Origin of the sequence: Corynebacterium sp. KPL4035 (assembly GCF_037908325.1) — a bacterium.
Classification (GTDB): domain Bacteria; phylum Actinomycetota; class Actinomycetes; order Mycobacteriales; family Mycobacteriaceae; genus Corynebacterium; species Corynebacterium kefirresidentii.
Map to the genome: position 1 here is coordinate 32,069 of NZ_JBBMGF010000014.1, position 19,470 is coordinate 51,538.

Below are 19,470 nucleotides of genomic sequence, written 5' to 3' on the forward strand. Positions count from 1 at the left end.
CTGGAGGTGTTATGCCCGAAGGCGATTCCGTCCTGCAGCTATCCAACCGCCTGCAGTTCATGGCCGGACGCGAGGTCACTGGCTGTTCCGTGCGCGTGCCGCGCTATGCCACCGTGCACCTAGACGGCATGGTGTGCGAGCGCGTCTGGCCCTATGGCAAGCACCTCTTCATGCAATTCGACCAGACTATCGTGCACACTCACCTCAAGATGGAAGGTACCTGGGCCATCCATTACGCAGGCGACCGCTGGCGCAAGCCCGGACATACCGCGCGCATCGTCCTGCATCTAGCCAACGCCCCGCGCGATATTGAGGTCGTTGGTCACCAGCTAGGCCTCGTGGATATCTATCCCGCCGACCAATACCACCAACGCATCGCCCACCTCGGACCGGATATTCTCGACCCCGACTGGGACCGCGAAGAAGCCCTGCGGCGGCTAAATAACCGTCCCCAACGCGCCATTGGCGCGGCGCTGCTCGACCAAAAGGTCGTCGCTGGCATCGGCAATGAATACCGCGCCGAGGCCTGTTTCCTAGCAGGGGTGCACCCGGCCACACCAGTATCCGAGGTGGATACCGCCCGCATCCTCGACATCTCTCGGCGCATCATGTGGGCTAATCGCACCTCCCCGGTGCGCGTGACCACCGGCGTGCGCCGCGCCGGGGAGACGACCTATGTCTTCGGGCGCAATCGCAAGCGCTGCCGCCGCTGCGGCACCTTCATTACCAAGGGCGCACTCGGCGGTGTGGATGCCGGCGGCGATGAAGGCGAACTCGAGCGCATCATCTGGTGGTGCCCACATTGTCAGCCACTTCACCCCGCGCACTAAGACTCCCGCGCTAGTGTGGGGGACATGCGTACCTTTCTTAACATCGTTTGGTTTATCACCGGCGGGTTCCTCCTAGCCCTTGCCTATTTCCTCTTTGGCATCATTGCCTGCATCTTCATCGTCACCATCCCCGCGGGCGTGGCGTCGTTCCGCATGGCTAATTTCGCCCTGTGGCCATTTGGCCGTTCGGTAGTGCAGCCAGTCAAGGGCAGCGGCTCCATGTCCACCTTCTCCAATGTCGTCTGGTTCGTCGTCGCCGGCCTGTGGCTGGCCATTGGTCACGTAACCACCGCGGCGGCACAGGTAGTGACCATCGTGGGCATTCCGGCCGCGCTGGCCAACCTGAAGATGATCCCGGTGACCTGCTTCCCATTTGGCCGCCGAATTGTGAACTCGGAGGAGATCCCCTTCGGCTGGGAGCCGATGGTCAAACTTTAAGCGCCGGACCGCAGACAAAACAAGCACGTTCTGCCTAATTTCGTGCTGATTATGGGCAGAACGTGCTTGTTTTATAACGCCTTGGGGAGAAAGACCATAAAGCAGCCGCGCTATCCGCCCGCGGAAGGTTCGAAAGCGGGTTAACGCGGCTAAAAGTGGGCGTTTAGCGGTTGGAGCGGTACCAACCGATGAGCTCATCGGTGGATTGGTCGCCGGATGCGGCTTCTTCCTTGCCGGAGACTGCCAGTGCCAGGTCATTAGCTTGCTGCTTGCCCAGCTCCACGCCCCACTGGTCGAAGGAGTTGATATCCCAGATAACGCCCTGGGTGAACACGATGTGCTCGTAGAGTGCGATGAGCGCGCCGAGGGTTTGCGGGGTGAGCTCCTCAGCCAGGATGGTGGTGGTTGGGCGGTTGCCTGGCATGACCTTGTGCGGCACGACGGCCTCATCGACGCCCTCTGCCGCGATTTCTTCCGCGGTCTTGCCAAAGGCTAGTACCTTGGTCTGGGCAAAGAAATTGCCCATGAGCAGATCATGCATGGAGCCGGAGCCATCGGCGGTGGGGAAGTCCTGCTTCGGGCGGGCAAACCCAATAAAGTCCGCTGGGATGAGGCGGGTGCCTTGGTGCATGAGCTGGAAGAAGGCGTGCTGGCCATTGGTTCCTGGCTCTCCCCAGTAGATTTCTCCGGTGGACGGGACGGTGACCGCGGTGCCGTCGCGGCGCACGGACTTACCGTTGGATTCCATGGTCAGCTGCTGCAGGTAGGCCGGGAAACGGCCGAGGTCCTGCGAATAGGGCAGCACGGCGTGAGTCTGGGCGCCGAAGAAGTTGGTGTACCAGACACCAAGGAGCCCCATGAGCGCGGGGACGTTTTCTTCCAGCGGAGCGGTGCGGAAGTGCTCGTCCATGGCGTGGAAGCCCTCGAGGAAGCGCATGAAGTCCATCGGACCAATGGTGCACATAAGGGATAGGCCAATGGCGCAATCCACGGAGTAGCGGCCGCCAACCCAATTCCAAAACGGGAACATATTCTCGGTATCGATGCCGAATTCGGCTACCTTTTCCGCATTGGTGGATACGGCGACAAAGTGCTTTGCTACGGCGGATTCATCGCCATCGAATTGCTCGATGAGCCAGCGGCGCGCGGCGTGTGCGTTGGTCAGCGTCTCTTGGGTAGTGAAGGTCTTGGAGGCGATGATAAATAGGGTGGATTCTGCATCCAGGCCATCGAGGGTGGCGGCCATATCGGCGGGGTCCACGTTGGAAACGAACTCTGCGGAGATGCCAGCGACCTCGTAGGAGCGCAATGCCTTAGCTGCCATGGCCGGACCAAGGTCGGAGCCACCGATGCCGATGTTGACCACCTTTTTGATGGTGTGACCGGTGTGCCCCAGCCACGAGCCGGAGCGCAGTGCAGTGGCGAAGTCGCGCATGCGGCCTAGGACCTCGTGGACATCGGCGGCGACGTCTTGGCCATCGACACTTAAGTCATCTTCGACCGGGATGCGCAGCGCGGTGTGCAATACAGCGCGATCCTCGGTGTTATTGATGTGCTCGCCGGCGAACATGGCATCGCGGCGGGACTCTAGGTCGGCGGCCTTGGCTACTTCCACCAGCTGCTTGACGACGTCCCCGTCGATCAGATTCTTCGATAGATCGACGTGCAGGCCGGCGGCGTCGAAGGTGAAGTTGCGGGCGCGGTCTGCATCGGCGGAGAAAAGCTCGCGGAGGTTGAGGTCCTTTTTATCCTCATATACTTTCGCGAGCTCGCTCCACTGGGCAGATGCGGTGATATCCATGATGTTTGGCCTTTCTGGCAACTAGCGCATTGGCAACATTTACCTCTCCCACCGTAGTCCAGAAAGGGCAGCCGCGTCGGGCCCTTCTAGAGGATGAGCGCGCCTGCCCAGCCGGCGATGAGCAGCGGAATATTGAAGTGGATAAAGGTGGGAATGACCGAGTCGCGGATGTGGTCGTGCTGGCCGTCCGCGCCGAGGCCCGCGGTGGGGCCGAGGGTGGAATCGGAGGCGGGAGAGCCGGCGTCGCCAAGCGCGCCTGCAGTGCCAATGAGCGCAACGGTGGCCGCGGGACTAAAACCCAGCGACATGCACAGCGGCACGTAGATAACGGAAATAATGGGCAGCGTGGAAAACGACGAGCCGATGCCCATGGTGACTACCAAGCCCACCACCAGCATGGCACCGGCGGAAAGGACCTTATTGGTGCCAAAGAGGTTAGCGGTGGCATCCACCAGTGGGCCGACCTCATTGGTGGCCGTCATGACCGAGGCAAAGCCCTGGGCGGTGATCATGATGAAGCCGATGAGCGCCATCATCTTCATGCCATTGGTGAAAACGTCATCGGCATGCTTCCAATCCACCGCGCCGGTCAGCAGCAAAATACCCAGGCCGGTCAGTGCGCCGACCATGAGGCCATCGGATTCGAAGTCGAGCGCCTGCATGACAATCTGCACCGCAAAGGTGGCAATGATGGCCACGACGGAAACCCAGACCTTATAGGTAGAAGGGGTCTCTTGGTGCTCCGCAGCGGCGATGGGTAGGTCCTTATAGTTACGCGGCTTGCGGTAGCTAAAGAAAATAGCGATGAGCAGGCCTGCGAGCATACCGAGCGCCGGCACACCCATAACCTGCATGATATTGATATCCGAGGTATCCAACCCTGCCTGCTGGATATTAAATAACAGGATGTCGTTTAAGTAGATGGAGCCAAAGCCCACCGGGATGAACATGTAGGTGGTAATAAGACCAAAGGTCAGGCAGGTGGTAATGAGCCGGCGGTCTAGGCGCAGCTTATTCATCACCTTAAGCAGCGGCGGAACGATAAGTGGAATGAAAGCAATGTGAACCGGGATGAGGTTTTGGCTCATCACGGACATGGCGATGAGGCCGAGGATGAGCATCCACTTTGTGGCTAGGGCCGCCTTGGGATCCGCTTCGCCGCTGCCGCCGAGCTTGCGAATGAGGAAGTTCGCCAGGATTTGCGGCAGCCCGGCTGAGGCCACGCCCATCGCAAAAGCGCCCAAGAGGGCATAGCTCAGCGCAATCTTGGCGCCGCCGCCCAAGCCATCTTGGAAGGCAACCATGGTGGCATCGAGTCCCATGCCGGACATGAGCCCGCCGACGATGGCACCCAAGAAGAGAGCCACCACCACGTGCACGCGCAAAAGGGCGAGCACGAGCATGACTATGACGGCGATGAGAACTGCATTCATGCTTAGCCAGGATACTGCATAGTATCGGCTGGCCAGTAATTATTCGGCTAGCCCAACCGCCCGCGGCCCATGCGCAGCAGCGCCGAGGCAATAGTGGGGCCTTCCTCGCCGAGTTCATCGCGGAACTGATTCAAAATTGCGATCTCGCGCGTGTGGACGAGGCGGGTGCCGCCGGAGCTCATGCGGGTGCGGCCGATGGCCTGGGAGACTTCCGTGCGGCGCTTGGCGGCGTCCAAAATGATGCGGTCCATGCGGTTGATTTCTTCGCGATATTGTTGGATCTCCGCATCAGAAAGGGGATCATCCGTGCCTGAAGGCGTGCGGATATCCAAGCCATTATTGACGATGTCCTTTTTATCTTCTGCGGTCATAAAACCATATTGTGCCACCCGCTCGTGCAAAAGGAAATAGCAGCTCGCACGGCGGATACGGGGCGTGTCCGATGGGGCTAGTAGGTTGGTAGGCATTATGAACGAAAACTCTCCTTTTAGTCCATCCCCGTCTACCGGCGGTGCACCCGCCCCCAGCCCCTTCGGTGGCTTCGGCGCACCGCGCGGGGCGAGCCCGCAACCCGAATCCTCTGATGCTTTGACCGAGGGCCTTAACCCACAGCAGCTTGAGGCCGTAACCCACTCTGGCAGCCCACTGCTCATTGTGGCCGGCGCCGGTTCCGGAAAAACCGCCGTGCTTACCCGGCGTATTGCTTATCTCATGCGCCACCGCGGGGTGAATCCGTGGGAGATCCTCGCCATTACCTTTACCAATAAGGCCGCCGCGGAAATGAAGGAGCGCGTGGGCGGGCTAGTGGGCCCTGTGGCCGAGCGCATGTGGGTATCTACCTTCCACTCCATCTGTGTGCGCATCCTGCGCCAAAACGCGCAGCTTGTGCCAGGCCTTAATACCAACTTCACCATCTACGATGGCGATGACGCGCGCCGGCTTTTGTCCATGATTGCCAAGGACATGCAGCTAGATCTGAAAAAATACACCCCGCGCGTGCTGGCCAATCAGATTTCTAACCACAAAAACGAACTCATCGGTCCTGAATCTGCGCTGGAGAAGGCGCAGCAGACTAAGAACCCGTTTGAGACCACCGTGGCCCAGGTCTATGCCGAATATCAGCGTCGCTTGCGCGCAGCCAATGCGGTGGACTTTGATGACCTCATCGGTGAGGTGGTGCGGATCTTCACCCAGCACCAGCAGGTGGTGGAGTTTTATCGGCGGCGCTTCAAGCACGTGCTTATCGACGAGTACCAGGACACCAACCACGCCCAGTATGCGCTGGTTGCTGCGCTCGTGGGCAGGGGAGAGCTCGGCCCTGACGCGCCCGAGCTGTGTGTGGTGGGCGATTCCGACCAGTCCATTTATGCCTTCCGTGGTGCGACCATCCGCAATATCCAGGAATTCGAGCGCGACTACCCGCAAGCACATACCATCTTGCTGGAGCAGAACTATCGCTCCACCCAGACCATTCTCAATGCGGCCAACGCCGTTATTGCTAAAAATGAGAACCGACGCGAGAAGAACCTGTGGACCGCCCATGGTGAGGGCGAGCAGATCGTGGGCTACGTTGCCGATAATGAGCACGATGAGGCACGGTTCATCGCCTCCGAGATTGATTCCTTGGCGGATAAGGGGCGCAGCTATTCCGATATTGCGGTCATGTACCGCACCAATAACGCCTCCCGCGCGCTGGAAGATATCTTCATCCGCTCCGGAATTCCCTACAAGGTGGTCGGTGGAACGCGCTTTTATGAGCGGCGCGAAATCCGCGATATGGTGGCCTACCTGCGCATCCTGGATAACCCGGACGATACAGTGAGCCTGCGCCGCATTATCAATGTGCCCAAGCGCGCCATTGGGGATAAAGCACAAGGGCACATTGCCCTCCATGCAGAAAACCACGGCCTTAGCTTTGGCAAGGCGCTTGCCGATGTCCCTCGTGGCGAAGTTCCTGGCCTAGCCACCCGGGCCATTAACGCGGTCACCAAATTCAACGAGATGATGGAGGGCATCCGCAATCAGATCCCGTCCATGCGCGATGAGGTTACTGGCCAGCCGGATTTGGGTGAGCTGCTCACCGCCATTTTGGATGCCACGGGATACAAGGCGGAATTGGAAAACTCCAACGACCCGCAAGATGGCGCTCGCCTCGACAACTTAAACGAGCTGGTATCGGTGGCACGCGAATTTACCTCAGAGGCCGCGAACCAGCTGGCTGCTTCGGGCGCGGATGCAGTGGATCCTTCCGAGTTAGTGGAGGAGGGTGAGGCCGCGCCGGGCTCGCTGCAGGCCTTTTTGGAAAAGGTGTCGCTGGTGGCTGATGCTGATCAAATTCCGGATTCTGAGACCGGCGTGGTCACTATGATGACTCTGCACACCGCAAAGGGCCTCGAGTTCCCCGTGGTCTTTTTGACCGGCTGGGAGGATGGCCAATTCCCGCATATGCGCTCTCTCGGTGACCCGAAGGAGTTGAGCGAGGAGCGCCGCTTAGCCTATGTGGGTATTACTCGTGCCCGTGAACAGTTGTATCTCACCCGTGCCATCTTGCGCTCGGCTTGGGGCAACCCGGTGACTAATCCTGCCAGCCGCTTCCTCGGCGAGGTCCCTGCAGACCTCATCAACTGGCAGCGCGAAGACTCCGATAGTTCCTTAACCGGTGCGTGGGGTGAGGACGATTACCAATATGGTCGTTCCTACGGCCGCGACTGGTCTGGGTGGGGCAGAGGTGGATCCCGCGGTAGCCAGCGCGCTGCGTCTTCCCCATCGCAACGCACTAGCAAGTCGGCGGCAACCTCAATGCCTAAGAACAATAACCTCAACCTGGCCGTGGGTGACCGTGTCAACCACGCTAAGTACGGGCTCGGTACCGTCATTGAGACGTCCGGCTCCGGTAAGCGTGCCACGGTCACCGTGGACTTTGGCTCTTCCGGTAAGGTCCGGCTGATGCTCATCGGCGGAGTGCCGATGGAAAAGCTCTAGACCGAAATGCCGCGCTCGTTGAACCAGGAGACTGGGTCAACGGGTGCTCCTCCACCTGGGTGAATCTCAAAGTGGAGGTGTGGGCCGGTGGAGTGTCCGTCGTTGCCAATGCCGGCGATTTCTTGGCCTGCGGTCACGTGGTCGCCCACATTTACCTTGAGCTGGTCTGCAGACATGTGGCCGTAGACGGAGATGGTGCCGTCATCGTGCTGGATGCGGATCCAGTTGCCAAAACCCTGTGCTGGCCCGGAGTTGATGACGGTGCCATCCATGACCGCGTGAATCGGGGTACCCACGGAGTTGGCCACATCGATGCCGTTGTGCATCGTGCCCCAACGCTGGCCGAAGCCAGAAGTAAGGGTGCCGGAGGTAGGAAAGACCACTGTATTGCCCGCGGAGTCCTTGCCGCGCTTCGTGGTGAGTCCGGAGTGATTTCCCTGGGGAGCGAATGCTTCTTTCAATCCCGGTACAGAACCCGGATCCAAGACTATATTTACTCCGCCGGATTCGTTTCCATCTACCTGCGGGGTAGCCTCGCCGTTGAGAACGCCTACGGTAGTGGTGGCCAAGCCAACGAGGGCGTCGACCACACCGGCGTTATCTACGTTCGTAGCGGTGGGCTCGGAAGAGCCGTCCGATACGTCCACGCTAGCCACTGGCTCTGCAGCAAAAGCGGTGGTGCCGGTAGCAAGTACGGTGCCGAGCGTAACGATGCTCAGCGCCACGTTCTTGCGTGCGCGGTTCATGCGCTTCATAGTTAAAGTCCTTTTCATGGCTGTGCATGGTCTTAGGACGCCCGCACCCTGGAGGAGGCGGCGTCTTGCAACTGCCAACCGCGACACGCCGAAAGCTGAAATGCTTGCGTCCGAAATCGCTCGTGGCAACGAGTTAAAAGTTAACCCGCCCGAACGGCCCGCGCAATCTTAAAAATCGCTGGTAGCGGCGGAAATAGTTCGAAATTATTCGAACATGCCAGCTTGTTGCGCGTGTTACGAATGTGGCTAGAGTGGCGTGTGTAAAGTGTTGGTTTAGGGTCTGGGGGTAGACTTTGGGGGTGGGTGTGCCGCTCTGGAAATGGCGTGTTGCGTTCAAGCCCAGTGATTAGCGTAAATGTGTATTTGCCTGCGACAAGGCTGCGTACTGGACTTGGCTGTGCGGCGCAATTTGTGTCTAGGGTCCGGTGGTGGAGCGCTTGTCTTGACGGGGCTTGCCTTTTGCTGGAGGCGCAATGGGAAGGCTGGGACGCATTTGAGTCGTCTTGGGGAAGGTTGGCTGCAGCCGCGGTGGTCGGGAGCCGGCGCTGGTGTCTTTAGGGGCAATTGTGGACATGAAAAAGCGCCGCAGGAAAGCCACTGCGGCGCTTAACAAGAAGGTGTTGGGGTGGGGGCCTTAGAGGTCGATGCCTCGCTCAGCCAGCCAAGGCTGCGGATCGATTGCCTCGCCACCGTTCGGGTGAACTTCGAAGTGGAGGTGGGAGCCGGTGGAAAAGCCCATCGAGCCCATGCCGGCGATCTTCTGGCCGGCATGCACGTGCTCGCCAACGGCCACGTCAAGAGTTTGCATGTGACCATAAACGGTCATGGTGCCGTCGTCGTGCATGATGCGGATCCACTGGCCAAAGCCGGAAGCTGGACCGGAGTCGATGACCGTACCATCCATGACGGCAAGGATTGGGGTGCCGGGAGAGTTGGCGATGTCGACGCCCTTGTGGAAGGTGCCCCAGCGCATAGCGAATGGGGATGTGAATGCGCCCTCGGCTGGGCGGGCTACGGACGGTGCGCGAGCGGCTTCGTCAGCGGCGGCGCGCTCCTCGGAAGCCTGGATGGCCTTGTTGAGCTGATCGGATAGATCTGAAACCGGCTTTGCTTCAGCTACATTGAGGATCTGCGGAGTGGTATCAACGGGGGCCTCAGCAGCGTCCTCAACCTGGGTGGAATCAGAAGCGAGCTCGAAGTCAACGGACTGCGTCTTGGTAGTGGCCGTGTCATCAGACTGGATGTTTGCAGCGGCTGCGCCACCTACGCCGGCGGTGGATACGGCACCTGCCGCGACCGTCATGACGGCGATGCGGCCCTTCGCGGTCTGCGAGGTGACAATCTTGCGATGGCGACCGGCGCCACGCTGAACTTTGCTTCGCATTAGGTCTTCTTTCGTCATTTTCACAATCTGCGCAATCTGAGTGTTACGTCCCCACCGAGTTAGTTACGAGATTGTGACCTTCTTGTTACCAACGAGATGTAACAGTAGCGTCTCGAAAAGATAACAGCAACCCAAATTAAGAAATTTTTAGACGTTGCTCGAGGGAATTGCCCACGAGCAGGCAACATAATCCGAATGGCATATTATTATTGCGACCAAGATCCCACTCGGGCTGCGTGCGGGTCATATAAAACCGATGACTTTTCATTCATGTTACTGCAGCCAGAGTTAAAGGTGTGAAACCAGGGTAGATTTTATACTCCTAATATATATGTGTGGTCAAGGTGCGGGGTGTCGCCGGTGATTTTATGGCTACCTCGTCGCGCCACCCCAGATCTGCTGCCGGAAAGTGGCAAAGTGGACGCCGATGAACAAAAACACCAGCCCCCATTCTCGGTCAACGCCCCGCCCGCGTAGCCAGGCGCGGGGCAGGACGGTGCGCACGGAGCGTACCCCACGCGCGCCCCATCCCAGCGGGGCCCGCCAGCCCTCTGGATCGGCGCAACGTGTCGCCCGAAAGGCCGGATCTAAAGCCAAAGCGCGCCGTACTCCCGCGCCGCTGACTAGGGCCGGCCGCATCCGACGCATGCTTATCACGGCGGCAGTGCCCAACGTGGTCATTGTCCTTATCATTATGGCCATTGCCCTCGGTGGTCTTATGCTGGCCGGCTCACCCATGGCGTGGTGGTACACCATCGTGGCGGAGTCATGGATGGTCTTTAACCTCGCGCCAGTCTCGGCGGCCGAAGTGCACATGTCTTTCTTGCCCGCGTTACCCGCGCTCATCTTGGCTGCGGTGGTGGCAGTCCGCGTGCGCAACGCGGTTAAGCACAAGGTCAGCGTCAAAGACTTGCTTATTCTTCTCTGCTGCGTCCTTGGCGTGCCAGTGGTATTTACCATCATCGCCTGGCTGATGCTGTGGGACGCGGGCAAGGTCTATGATGTCTCCCCGCCAAACCTGGCACAGGCGTTGCTGCGGGTTATCGTCCTACATCTTGCGGCCATGGCAGCCGGCATGGGCTCGCGCTTGTGGCGGGCATTGGCCAAGCGTTATGGGGTGCCGCGCCAGATTATCGACGCCACTCAGATCGCCCTTCGCTACCTCGGCTACCTAGCCATTGGTGCCGCCGTAGTCTTTGCGGTGGTTTTCTTCCTCAATGTTTCTCGCCAGGGCGAGATGATGGATGAATATCCCACGGTCTCCGGTCTAGGTGTGGCCGGACTAGTGCTAGTGAGCCTGCTATACATTCCCAATGCCATCGTCAGCACCGCTGCGGTGGTGGTGGGCTCAGAGTTTTCCATCGGCGAAGGTTCGGTCAGCCTCTTTAGTGCCCACCTCGTGCCGCTGCCACCGTTGCCGATTACCGGTGGAATCCCGGCCTCCGCGCCTAGCTGGGCCGTAGTGCTTCTACTTGTCCCGCTCGGCGCCGCAATCTACGCCCTATATAAAAAGAGGCCAAGCTTCCAGGACGTACTAGTAGCCACGGTGGCCTCCGCGGTAGTCATGTTTATTGCCTGCTACCTTGTCAGCGGCGACCTTGGCTACTACGGCGCCGCCGGCCCGAATCTATGGACCGCCGCAGGCCTAACCGCCCTGTGGATGGCCGTTTTCGGCAGCGCCGTTGCCGCAGGTTTTGCCTTTGTGGCATGGCGCGCGGCGCGCACGGCACGTGTCACGGCCCCTGATACTCCCGATTCGGATGCCGCTGAAGACGACGCCCCTGAGGCCGCCGCTGAAACCGACGAGACCCCAGTTGAACCGGAGCGCGAGCCCATCACCGATCCGGAGATCGTTGACGCCGAAGTAGTTGAGGACGAGCCCGATGACTCCGCCCCTGACGCAGCCGCGGATGGGGAAGAAGGCACCCCAGCTGAGGATGCGGCGAAGCAGCAGGAGGAACCGGAGGAATCTGAGAAACACGAGGAATCGGACGAACCTGAGGACGCTGAGGAGGAGAAAAGGGGCGTCGCCAAGCCGGTTAGCCAACAGCTCAAGGACCAAACGGGGGAGAGCGAGCAGGCTTCCTCGAGCGAAAATTCCTCCGCGGAAGGGGAGAGAGACTAGGCTATAGCGCGTGACTTCACCGATGCCTCCGCGCTATACCGCTGACCCTGAACGCCTCCGAGTGGTGGTGCTCGTTTCTGGAACGGGATCACTGCTTAAAGCCATCGTGGATGCCCAAGCAGGGCACTACCAAGTGGTAAAGGTGGTGGCGGATAAGGAATGCCACGGTATTTCGCGCGCACAGGACCACGGGATCGATACCGAGGTCGTGGCGCTAGGTGCCGATCGCGCCGAATGGAATCAACGTCTGGTTGACGCAGTAGATGCTGCGCAGCCAGACGTTGTTGTTTCTGCGGGCTTTATGAAGATCCTGGGAAAGGAATTTCTTGACCGCTTCGAAGGCCGCACCATCAATACCCACCCGGCGCTGCTGCCAGCTTTCAAGGGAGCGCACGCCGTGCGCGACGCCCTAGACTATGGCGTGAAGATCACCGGCTCGACCGTCCATTTTGTGGATTCGGGAGTGGATACCGGACCCATCATCGCGCAGCGATCCGTAGCCATCATAGCGGACGATGATGAGTCCACTCTCCACGAGCGCATCAAACAAGTAGAGCGCGATCTCATCGTGGAGGTGCTGCGCGCAGCAGACGTCCACAATGAGGAACTTACTATTCAACTCGCAGACTAAGACTTTTCGAAAGGCTTAATCCTCCTCATGAGCGAAGACCGCAAGCAGGTAAAGCGCGCTCTTATCAGCGTGTACGACAAGACCGGGCTGGAGGATCTGGCCCGCGCCCTCGATAAGGCAGGCGTGGAAATCGTCTCCACCGGCTCCACCGCGAAGAAGATCGCGGACCTAGGTATCGAGGTCACTCCGGTAGAAAAGCTCACCGGCTTCCCAGAGTGCTTGGAAGGCCGCGTCAAGACGCTGCACCCGCGCGTACACGCCGGCATCCTGGCCGATACCCGCAAGGACGACCACCTCAACCAGCTCTCCGAGCTCAAGGTAGAACCTTTCCAGCTCGTCGTGGTCAACCTGTACCCCTTCCGCGAGACCGTGGCTTCGGGCACGGACTTCGATGGCTGTGTGGAACAGATTGATATCGGCGGCCCATCCATGGTGCGCGCGGCCGCCAAGAACCACCCGTCTGTTGCCGTTGTGGTAGATCCTTCCCGCTACGGTGAGGCCGTGGAGGCCGTCAAGAACGGTGGCTTCACCTTGGAGCAGCGCCGCGGCCTTGCCCGCGATGCTTTCCTGCACACCGCGGATTATGATGCGGCCGTCTCCGCGTGGTTCGTAGATCAGCTCAGCGAGGAGGGGCAAACCACCCCGCTGCGCTACGGCGAGAACTCTCACCAGGCGGCCACCGTTACCCGCATCGGCTCCAAAGGCCTTGCTAATGCCACTCAGTTCAATGGCAAGGAGATGAGCTACAACAACTACCAGGATGCGGATGCCGCCTGGCGCGCCGCGTGGGACCACGAGCGCCCCTGCGTTGCAATTATTAAGCACACCAATCCTTGTGGCATTGCCGTTTCTGAAGAGTCCATCGCCGCCGCCCACCGCGCGGCGCATGCCTGTGACCCGATGTCCGCCTTCGGCGGCGTCATCGCCGTCAACCGCGAGGTCACCGTAGAGATGGCCGAGCAGGTCAAGGAAATCTTTACCGAGGTCATCGTCGCTCCTTCCTATGAGGACGGGGCTATCGAGGTCCTCAAGGCCAAGAAGAACCTGCGCGTGCTGCAAGCAGAACACGAGAACCAGCACGAAGAGCGCAAGTACATCTCTGGCGGTGTGCTCACCCAGGAACCAGACACCTACCAGGCCGAGGGCGATGACCCAGCAAACTGGACCCTGGCCGCAGGTGATGCTCTCAACGAGTCCGATATGGCCGAGCTCGAGTTCGCATGGCGCGCCGTGCGCGCGGTGAAATCCAATGCGATCTTGCTGGCTAAGGACAATGCCACCGTGGGCGTGGGCATGGGCCAGGTCAACCGCGTTGACTCTGCCAAGCTCGCCGTCGAGCGCGCCAATACCCTGGCGGATGGCGCCAACCGCACCGAGGGCTCTTTCGCTGCTTCCGATGCCTTCTTCCCATTCGCCGATGGCTTGCAGGTGCTTCTCGACGCCGGCGTGAAGGCCGTAGTCCAGCCTGGCGGCTCCATCCGTGACGAGGAAGTCATTGCAGCGGCCAAGGAAGCAGGCGTTACGCTGTACCTGACTGGCACCCGCCACTTCGCGCACTAGCCTAAGCTAGTTTTCATGACGTTCCCTATCCGCCGGGCCTGGGGCCCGGCAGCTGCCCTCATCGCCTGCGCACTCTCCTTGGGCGCGTGCGCAGGCGCTGAGGATGCGGCGGATAATTCCCCTACTTTTGTCAATACCGAGGCACGCGGCACAGCCGATCCCCTCTACGGGGAGACCACGGCTGCAACATCTGCGGCCTCATCCACAGCCCCTGCTGCCGAGCGCGCCCCGTCCGACTCCGCGGAACCTCCGGCCGCAGCCCCTGCCGATGACGTTCAAGCCGTACTTGATCGCATTGTGGCGCAGCATGGAAATGTGGGCATTGCGGTCTCCGATGGCACCTCTACCGTCGAGGCTGGGCGCACCGCTCCCGAAGCCGCGTGGTCAACCTCCAAGGTGCCCGTGCTTATTGCGGCGCATCGTACGGGTGTTGCCGATAGCCAGCTGGTGTCCTCTGCAATTACTTACTCCGATAACGAGGCCGCCAAGGCCGCGTGGGCAGCATTAGGGGAGCCGACCGTGGCCGCACACGCCGCCCAAAGCGTTATTGCGGAGGCAGGCGATACCGCCACCCAAGTCCAAGCCCAGGTCACCCGCCCGGAATTTACTGCCGTTGGTCAAACCATGTGGAGCGTGGGCAACCAGGCTAAGTTTATGGCTGGGTTGCGCTGCGTGGACGGAGCTCAGCCGACAATCGACGCCATGGGAGTCGCCGATCCCGCACAAAACTATGGCCTACGCACCCAGCCGGGCGCCTTGATGAAGGGCGGCTGGGGACCGAACCCTGCCGGTTCCTACGATGTGCGTCAGATGGGTATCGTCCGGTTGGGCGGGCATGACGTCGCCGTAGCATTAATTGCCTCGTCCCCTGATGGGCAGTACGCCTCCGCTCAGGCGGTTCTTACATCCGTTGCCGAAGACCTTGCTCAAGCCGATACGCAGTGGCCCAGCCCCGCCTGCTAGGCCTGTCATAAGGAAGGAAAACTCATGAATTCTCGCTCTCGCCTCCGCCCGCTTATCGCCGCGGGGTTCGTCCCACTCGTGGCCGCCAGCCTCGCGCTCAGCGGCTGCAGCAACGCCAAGGATGAAGCTGCCCCTAGCTTTAAAGGCCAGGGTAGTGGAATGACCACGGTCGACAACGCCGATAAAGAAGAGAAGAGTGGCGAGGAAACCACGGCTGCGCAAGAGACCGCAACGAAAGATGAGGAAACCCCCGAGGAGCCACCGGTAGTTACGGTCACGCAGACAGAAAAGCAGGAGTTACCTTCCTCTTCCGGCGGGGGTCAGAAGAGTGGTGTGGGTAACTACATTTCCAACTTCAACGAGTACGGATGGCTGGATGGCGGCTACGCCGACTGTGAGCGCTTTGAGCGTGCCTTATTCGCCGGCTCTGGTCCCGACGGCAGGGTCATCCTTTGTGAAACCGGCGGTGGAGTCAAATTCTATCGCTCGTCGATGTTTGACGGACAGTTCCAAACGAGCGACGTTACCCAAGACGGGAATAACTACTACGTCAATGCGGATCCCTCGATTATCGTGGTGACCCCGAGTGGCGTCAGCGTGCGCGAAGGAGGCGGATTGGCCGCCACGGGAGAGTTCACGGAGTCGTGGCAGCGCTGATGAGGGGTTAGCGCGACTTCTTCTTGCGGTCGGCCGCTGCGGCGGCGGCTGCGGAGATGGAGTCGTTGCGATTCTTTAATAGCTCGAGGGTAGTTTCCTCGGCGTTATCGGGAACGGAGGCGCCGAGGACGGCTAAGGCGGCGTCGGCAAGCATAGCGGCCGTCTTCGGCACCGATTGGGAAGCGTCGAACGGCGGGGTGCCGTTATTGGGCCGCATTTCGATGACGGATAGCGCAATGTGGAAGGGAAGCTCCACGCGGGGATCCTCCTCGCCCACAATGGCGGCGGCGGTAGAGCGGAAATGATTCTGCAGGCGGTCGCGCGATTCGTGGTATTCGGAAAACTCCGGAGAATTAGCCACCGGCAGCTGATATAGGCGTCCCACGTTCCAGCCGCTGGTGAGCAGTAGACGTGATTCCGCGGCGACCAAAGACCACAGGCGTTGAGCCGGATCGGCATCAGTGCCGGCCAACTCATCGGCCAACTCCAAGGATGGTTCGATGGTGGAATTGAGCAGCGTAAGGAAAATCTCCGTCTTGGACGGGAAATGGTAATACAGCGAGGCCTGGCGGATGCCAACCGCATCTGCAATCTGGTGCGTGGATGTAGTAGCAAACCCTTGAGTAGTGAAAAGCTCGGAGGAGGCGTCCAAGATCTCCTCTCGGGCGCTGTTTCCCCTGCGCCGCGGGCTGTGTTTACGCGGCCTACCGACAGTGCCTGCCATGCGGTGGGACGCCTCCTTTCACAAGAAGAAATTGCTTTTAATTACCAACTGTACAATCTTATGCCCGACTAGGTACTGCTTCCGAATCCGCACCTTAGGGACTATTTATATTCTTCTGTCTGCTGGGTAATGGACTCAAATACGGCCGAGACAATACGGCATGCCGAGCCATAAGCAGTGCGGTCCAACGGCGGAAGATCTCGCAGCGTGGCTGGACGGTCGCTGACGCGCTCGTACCAACGGCGCAACTCTAATGCATAGCCGGTACGCCACGCTAGATCCAAAGACTCTGCGTCGGTGGCGGTGAGGACAGCGCGCTCAACGCCAATCGCCAGGCGATCTACCGTCGGGCGAGGCCCCGGCGCCGCCCAGCGAGCGATAGCTGCAATGGGGGAGAGCGGTGTCGCCTTGATGTCCACAGCAGTATCTCGGTCCGGCAGGCCGTCCACCATTTTCAGAGTAGGCGGGCGCTTGGTCAAAGCTTCTTCCAGGAGTGCTTGTTCTCCGCCGTTTCCCAAGGGAAGGCCGGCATCGACGCGCGCGGCAAAAGAATCGGCGGCCTCGTGAGCCTGGAGGCCGACATCAGAAAAGACTTCCTGGAGATCGGAATCCTGGCCAATCCACTCCACGGGCATAGATGGCAGCTGGTCGCCCCGAGCGGCAGCACCGGTAAGGCGTACCGGTGAGTTGACCCCAGGGGAGCGAACGATATCTACCAACAAGTGGGAATACCAGTGAGCCAATTCAATCTCATTGTCTTGGTGAGCGACCGCATTGCGCAAGATATCTTGGGCCTCTGCGAGCAGCCCGCGGGCTGTAGCGCGGGACTGGCAGTGCGGGGCAAGCTCGGAGAGATCGAGTAGGGATTGGTGTAGGGCCATTGCTCACTGCCTTTCACTAGTGCGAAGCCGGTGCTTCCCCCAGCGGTTGCGGGGCGCACGAATGCTATAAATCTAACACCTTGGCCGCGTGGGCTGAATATGTGGGTCTAAAGGCGGAGTAAGAGGGAGAAAACGACTTTCGCCGCCTGCCCTCGAGGAGGGAGGCGGCGAAAGCTTATGGATCTTTTACCGTGTCACACTTGCCAGCGGCAAAAGTGCGCTGTTGATACCCAGCTACTGTTTAGCGGGTGGTGAACGGCAGGAGAGCCATTTCGCGTGCGTTCTTTACTGCGGTAGCAACCTGACGCTGCTGCTGCGGGGTCAGACCGGTGACGCGACGGGAACGGATCTTGTGACGATCCGAGATGAACAGACGCAGAGTCTTGGTGTCCTTGTAGTCCACCTTCTCGATGCCCTCAGCCTTCAAAGGGTTCTTCTTCGGGCGACGGCTCTGCTCCATACGGAACTTCTTTTGGTTATTGCGCTTATTAGCCATTGTGCAATTACCCCTTTACCAGCTGGACTTACGAACGCCCGGCAGCTCACCACGGTGAGCCATGCCGCGCATACGGACACGGGACAGGCCGAACTTGCGGAGGTAACCGCGTGGGCGGCCATCGGCAGCGTCACGGTTACGTACGCGGGCTGGGGAAGCGTCACGAGGCTGGCGGTTCAGCTCGAACTGAGCCTCCAAGCGCTCCTCATCCGGGGTGTTCGGGTTCTTGATGATCTTCTTGAGCTCAGCGCGACGCTCCGCATAGCGGGCGACGATTTCCTTGCGCTGCTCGTTCTTAGCGATCTTGGACTTTTTAGCCATTGATTATCGCTCCTCGCGGAATTCGACGTGCTTGCGGGCAATCGGATCGAACTTCTTCAGGGTGATGCGATCCGGGTTGTTGCGCTTGTTCTTACGGGTCACGTAGGTGTAACCGGTGCCCGCAGTGGACTTCAGCTTAATGATTGGGCGGATATCGTTACGTGCCATACTTAAATCTTCTCCCCACGTGCGCGAATCTTAGCCACAACGGACTCGATGCCATCGCGGTCGATGATCTTCATGCCCTTGGTGGAAACATTCAGGGTGATGGTACGGCCCTCAGAGGGCAGGTAGTAGCGACGACGCTGCACGTTGGGGTTCCAACGGCGCGAAGTGCGGCGGTGCGAGTGCGAGACCTGCTTGCCGAATTCCGGCTTGCGGCCCGTTACCTGGCAAATAGCCGACATGGGTCTTCTTTCTCCTAGCCGCCCACATCATGGCTATGGACAATGAAACGCCGACTGCCGAGTGAGGGTGGCAGTGCTCAAAAGTGAGGTGTGAGCGGGTGCGGCGCCATCGTCGAACGCCAGTAGACGGGGCGTAAAACGTATATTTTGACAACAGCAAGGGAAAATCTTACAGCCTTGGGCGCGAATTACCTAATCGCTACCTTGCTGTGGTTAGTGGGGCTGTTAGTGGTTGTGGGGTGGCATTTGGCTGTGGTGTGCCGCCATGCGTAATACAAGAAACTGGTGTGAAGTGAGTGGTCGGAGCGGGGAGGGGATTTCGCATCTGGGGTAGTTGACTGTAGGATAATTCAGGTTGTTGACCCGTGCCGCACGGCACGCGGTTAGCAGAGTGAAATTTGTACGTCCCAACTCGGGCACGATCCGCTCCATAAGTGGGTGGAACCGACCCGTAGTCCAACCCTGAGGGAATATATATGAAGAAAGATATTCACCCGGATTACCACCCGGTAGTCTTCCGTGATGCTGGTACCGGTCACTCCTTTTTGACTAAGTCCACCGCTTCCTCCGACCGCACCGTGGAGTGGGAAGATGGCAACGAGTACCCACTGATCGTTGTTGACGTTACCGCTGAGTCCCACCCGTTCTGGACTGGTGCACAGCGCGTTATGGATACCGCCGGCCGCGTCGAGCGCTTCAACCAGCGCTTCGGTGGCATGGCTCGCCGCAAGAAGAAGAACGCGTAAGGAGGAGAATAGAAAATGGCAACTCCTAAGTTTAAGAAGTCCCGTGCGAACACTCACGCACGTCGTTCCCAGTGGAAGGCTGACAACGTGGCCCTCCAAGAAGTCACCATCGACGGACAGACCGTCCGCATCCCGCGCCGCTTGGTCAAGGCTGCCAAGCTGGGCCTGGTTGACGTAGAGCAGTTCTAAGCTCGTTTCGCACTTTCCCCGTTCGCTCTCTGTAGGAGGGTTGAGCGGGGATTTTTGCTATCTTAAGCATGGGCAGATTCTAGTGGTCGTGGAAACACTTCCTATGTTTCGGTTGAGTTTATCAGTGCGGCCATTTTCTCGGCTGGT

General features: G+C 59.6%; 21 protein-coding genes. 10 read left to right on the plus strand and 11 right to left on the minus strand.

The features are described from left to right. Positions 1-11: 11 nt before the first annotated feature. Together WMP96_RS10670 and WMP96_RS10675 are read left to right on the plus strand one after the other, a co-directional pair. A complete protein-coding gene (locus WMP96_RS10670) occupies positions 12-830 on the plus strand; it encodes a DNA-formamidopyrimidine glycosylase family protein (RefSeq protein WP_301716735.1) in 819 nt (272 codons plus the stop codon). A 24-nt stretch (positions 831-854) separates the two neighbouring features. Beyond that, entirely contained in the window at positions 855-1,268 is a 414-nt protein-coding gene (locus WMP96_RS10675) for a YccF domain-containing protein (protein WP_023021991.1), read from the plus strand. 163 nt (positions 1,269-1,431) lie between these two features. On the opposite strand, the gene pgi is transcribed toward WMP96_RS10675, so the two are convergent. The 3 genes from pgi to WMP96_RS10690 all read right to left on the minus strand — a co-directional run bounded on the left by pgi (position 1,432) and on the right by WMP96_RS10690 (position 4,873). Further along, positions 1,432-3,069 carry a glucose-6-phosphate isomerase gene (gene pgi / locus WMP96_RS10680; RefSeq protein WP_239205207.1) on the minus strand — a complete coding sequence of 546 codons (1,638 nt, stop codon included), beginning with the start codon at positions 3,067-3,069 and terminating at the stop codon, positions 1,432-1,434. A gap of 86 nt (positions 3,070-3,155) precedes the next feature. Then, positions 3,156-4,502, minus strand: a complete 1,347-nt coding sequence (locus WMP96_RS10685; RefSeq protein WP_239205209.1) for a Na+/H+ antiporter family protein — start codon at positions 4,500-4,502, stop codon at positions 3,156-3,158. Between the two features lie 47 nt (positions 4,503-4,549). Next, complete coding sequence (locus WMP96_RS10690; RefSeq protein WP_086588683.1) at positions 4,550-4,873, minus strand: chorismate mutase; 324 nt, start codon at positions 4,871-4,873, stop codon at positions 4,550-4,552. Positions 4,874-4,970: 97 nt separating this feature from the next. Here WMP96_RS10690 and pcrA point away from each other — a divergent pair, with 97 nt between their 5' ends. Further along, a complete protein-coding gene (gene pcrA, locus WMP96_RS10695) occupies positions 4,971-7,484 on the plus strand; it encodes a DNA helicase PcrA (protein ID WP_301716734.1) in 2,514 nt (837 codons plus the stop codon). On the opposite strand, the gene WMP96_RS10700 is transcribed toward pcrA, so the two are convergent. Next, a complete protein-coding gene (locus WMP96_RS10700; RefSeq protein WP_239205213.1) occupies positions 7,481-8,239 on the minus strand; it encodes a M23 family metallopeptidase in 759 nt (252 codons plus the stop codon). The genes pcrA and WMP96_RS10700 overlap by 4 nt on opposite strands. 634 nt (positions 8,240-8,873) lie before the next feature. Further along, a complete protein-coding gene (locus tag WMP96_RS10705) occupies positions 8,874-9,623 on the minus strand; it encodes a M23 family metallopeptidase (protein ID WP_301716733.1) in 750 nt (249 codons plus the stop codon). Between the two features lie 646 nt (positions 9,624-10,269). Between WMP96_RS10705 and WMP96_RS10710 the strand changes: the two genes are divergently transcribed. The 5 genes from WMP96_RS10710 to WMP96_RS10730 are packed head-to-tail and all read left to right on the plus strand — an operon-like array spanning position 10,270 to position 15,559. Beyond that, positions 10,270-11,748 carry a cell division protein PerM gene (locus tag WMP96_RS10710; protein ID WP_340433394.1) on the plus strand — a complete coding sequence of 493 codons (1,479 nt, stop codon included), beginning with the start codon at positions 10,270-10,272 and terminating at the stop codon, positions 11,746-11,748. 22 nt (positions 11,749-11,770) lie between these two features. Further along, positions 11,771-12,379 carry a phosphoribosylglycinamide formyltransferase gene (purN, locus tag WMP96_RS10715; protein ID WP_301716749.1) on the plus strand — a complete coding sequence of 203 codons (609 nt, stop codon included), beginning with the start codon at positions 11,771-11,773 and terminating at the stop codon, positions 12,377-12,379. 27 nt (positions 12,380-12,406) lie between these two features. After that, positions 12,407-13,939 carry a bifunctional phosphoribosylaminoimidazolecarboxamide formyltransferase/IMP cyclohydrolase gene (gene purH, locus WMP96_RS10720; RefSeq protein WP_239205219.1) on the plus strand — a complete coding sequence of 511 codons (1,533 nt, stop codon included), beginning with the start codon at positions 12,407-12,409 and terminating at the stop codon, positions 13,937-13,939. Between the two features lie 15 nt (positions 13,940-13,954). Beyond that, positions 13,955-14,902, plus strand: a complete 948-nt coding sequence (locus WMP96_RS10725; RefSeq protein WP_340433397.1) for a hypothetical protein — start codon at positions 13,955-13,957, stop codon at positions 14,900-14,902. 24 nt (positions 14,903-14,926) lie between these two features. Further along, positions 14,927-15,559: a hypothetical protein gene (locus WMP96_RS10730; RefSeq protein WP_340433400.1), complete on the plus strand. Its 633-nt coding sequence runs from the start codon at positions 14,927-14,929 to the stop codon at positions 15,557-15,559. A 7-nt stretch (positions 15,560-15,566) separates the two neighbouring features. Here the strand turns inward: WMP96_RS10730 and WMP96_RS10735 are convergent, their stop codons facing one another. The 6 genes from WMP96_RS10735 to rpmB form a co-directional block, all read right to left on the minus strand. Next, positions 15,567-16,283: a TetR/AcrR family transcriptional regulator gene (locus tag WMP96_RS10735; RefSeq protein WP_301716281.1), complete on the minus strand. Its 717-nt coding sequence runs from the start codon at positions 16,281-16,283 to the stop codon at positions 15,567-15,569. Between the two features lie 101 nt (positions 16,284-16,384). Continuing rightward, entirely contained in the window at positions 16,385-17,164 is a 780-nt protein-coding gene (locus WMP96_RS10740; RefSeq protein ID WP_340433403.1) for a putative nucleotidyltransferase substrate binding domain-containing protein, read from the minus strand. A 241-nt stretch (positions 17,165-17,405) separates the two neighbouring features. Continuing rightward, a complete protein-coding gene (rpsR, locus tag WMP96_RS10745) occupies positions 17,406-17,660 on the minus strand; it encodes a 30S ribosomal protein S18 (RefSeq protein ID WP_005279904.1) in 255 nt (84 codons plus the stop codon). Between the two features lie 15 nt (positions 17,661-17,675). Then, the gene (gene rpsN / locus WMP96_RS10750; protein WP_005279906.1) at positions 17,676-17,981 is read right to left on the minus strand and encodes a 30S ribosomal protein S14; all 306 of its coding nucleotides are present in this window, start codon (positions 17,979-17,981) and stop codon (positions 17,676-17,678) included. 3 nt (positions 17,982-17,984) lie between these two features. Beyond that, positions 17,985-18,149 (minus strand): 50S ribosomal protein L33, encoded by a 165-nt coding sequence (gene rpmG / locus WMP96_RS10755; RefSeq protein ID WP_005279910.1) that lies wholly within the window; start codon positions 18,147-18,149, stop codon positions 17,985-17,987. A 2-nt stretch (positions 18,150-18,151) separates the two neighbouring features. Further along, on the minus strand, positions 18,152-18,388 hold the full coding sequence (gene rpmB, locus WMP96_RS10760) for a 50S ribosomal protein L28 (RefSeq protein ID WP_005279911.1): 237 nt from the start codon (positions 18,386-18,388) through the stop codon (positions 18,152-18,154). Positions 18,389-18,864: 476 nt separating this feature from the next. Between rpmB and WMP96_RS10765 the strand changes: the two genes are divergently transcribed. Continuing rightward, positions 18,865-19,134, plus strand: coding sequence for a type B 50S ribosomal protein L31 (locus WMP96_RS10765; RefSeq protein ID WP_005323793.1), 270 nt, complete (start codon positions 18,865-18,867; stop codon positions 19,132-19,134). A gap of 15 nt (positions 19,135-19,149) precedes the next feature. Beyond that, complete coding sequence (gene rpmF, locus WMP96_RS10770; protein WP_005279913.1) at positions 19,150-19,323, plus strand: 50S ribosomal protein L32; 174 nt, start codon at positions 19,150-19,152, stop codon at positions 19,321-19,323. Positions 19,324-19,470: the final 147 nt, after the last annotated feature.